Annotated in this window: 3 protein-coding genes; all 3 read right to left on the reverse strand. The window is 35.1% G+C overall.

Features of this window, described 5'->3' with window-relative positions:
- Nucleotides 1-320 precede the first annotated feature (320 nt).
- A complete protein-coding gene (locus ACFIKJ_RS09250; RefSeq protein ID WP_005864994.1) occupies nt 321-716 on the reverse strand; it encodes a type II toxin-antitoxin system HicB family antitoxin in 396 nt (131 codons plus the stop codon).
- Nucleotides 713-913, reverse strand: a complete 201-nt coding sequence (locus ACFIKJ_RS09255; protein WP_007553727.1) for a type II toxin-antitoxin system HicA family toxin — start codon at nt 911-913, stop codon at nt 713-715. The genes ACFIKJ_RS09250 and ACFIKJ_RS09255 overlap by 4 nt, the downstream gene beginning before the upstream one ends.
- 67 nt (nt 914-980) lie before the next feature.
- Nucleotides 981-1,448: hypothetical protein (locus ACFIKJ_RS09260; protein WP_375670540.1), on the reverse strand; the 468-nt coding region annotated here is incomplete at its 5' end.

Genomic DNA, 1,448 nt, shown 5'->3' on the forward strand with positions numbered 1-1,448 from the left:
CATCATTGCTCCTTTTGAGTCATAATTAATGACATCATTAGTCAAATATTGATTTTTATTCTGTGAAAAATTGATTAACCAGAATTACCGAGAAAACGGGGCTTTCTAGCCACGTTTCAAGTTCACATTTTACTGAATTTTTGAGGATATTTTTGAATTTTAGACACAATACGACTAGTGCCGTGTCGTCATTAAATACGATTTTTTACACTATGTCAACAAAAAAATCATGATCTTGTATTTTTTTTATTTTTTTACCTAAATATGGTGTTTTTAGAAACAAAAAGGTATGTATTGACACAGCCAAAAAAGAAGAAAATCTAAATATTAAGCTCGTGACGCGCTGCTGTTGCCAAAAAAGCAGATCTTGTTAAACCTCTTTCTTGTGCACAATCATCAATTGCACGCAAAAGCCCTCTTTCAATAGATATATTCGTACGTACCACTTCTGCATCATTTTCAATAAAGGGGACTTGTATTAAAAAAGCTCCTTCTGACAAAGCTGTTTTGACAGATTCCCGTTGGATGACTTCCTCAAATTTTGAAGGAATAGGCACTATATCTATATCTTCGCAATAAAGTTGAAGTGCTTCTGTTGCGTTTGCGATTAAATTTTCTTCCTCATCAGCAGCAGAAAAAAGTCCCTCAAAATCAGGAAACTGAACACCAAAAGCAGAATCTTCATCTTTATGAACAAGAGCAAAAAATCTTTTCATTTTTCTTCTCCTTTTTTTAACCAACCTGCTTGTTGTGCGATAGAACGTGCTGTACCAATCGGAAGATTTTTTTTAGGATGTGGAACAATAACAACCTTACCATCTTTTTTTAATTTATGATGAGAACCTTTTACTTTGACAAGTTCAAAGCCATCACGCTTTAATTTTGCAATGATTTTTCGGCTATCTTGTTCCATTCCCTAAACTCACGATGTGTAAATATATACACATTTTAATGATTTTTCATCTGATGTCAATTCTTTTTTAACGGCTAAAGTGCTTATGAAGCGCATTAAGAACAATACGCAAAGAACTAACAAGATGTGTTAGCGATTGATCTTCTATAACAAGATATTGTAATGCAGCATAAAGATTATACTGTCTATAGAGGTGTTGTGCTTCTTTGATAGCCTCTTTCGTCACTTCATAACAATGAGTTGCTCTTTCAATCCACCGTTTTTGTGCCTCCTCATTTGATGGAGGAGTAAAGTTATCATAAATTGCATTAGGCAATCCTTTTGCACATAGGTAATTGTTTCTCACTTCAAGATATTTTTGTGCAGCATCATATTGGTCTTGATTAATCACACCTTGCAGATAAAGCCGCCCGATATAGGTACCGGAAAGCGGATTTTTAGCCTCTTCTATGGTCAAGCAGAAGCGTTTGGCACGCATTTCAATTGCCAATTTATCCATGGGTTCATGCGGTGTTTTTGCTCGTGAGATGCGTCC

This window comes from Bartonella sp. PS7NMGDW (assembly GCF_042193585.1).
Classification (GTDB): domain Bacteria; phylum Pseudomonadota; class Alphaproteobacteria; order Rhizobiales; family Rhizobiaceae; genus Bartonella; species Bartonella grahamii.

Excerpts from the sequence above, each read along its gene's own strand:
- ACFIKJ_RS09250 (WP_005864994.1), bottom strand. The coding sequence starts at position 716 with ATGAAAAGATTTTTTGCTCTTGTTCATAAAGATGAAGATTCTGCTTTT.
- ACFIKJ_RS09255 (WP_007553727.1), bottom strand. The coding sequence starts at position 913 with ATGGAACAAGATAGCCGAAAAATCATTGCAAAATTAAAGCGTGATGGC.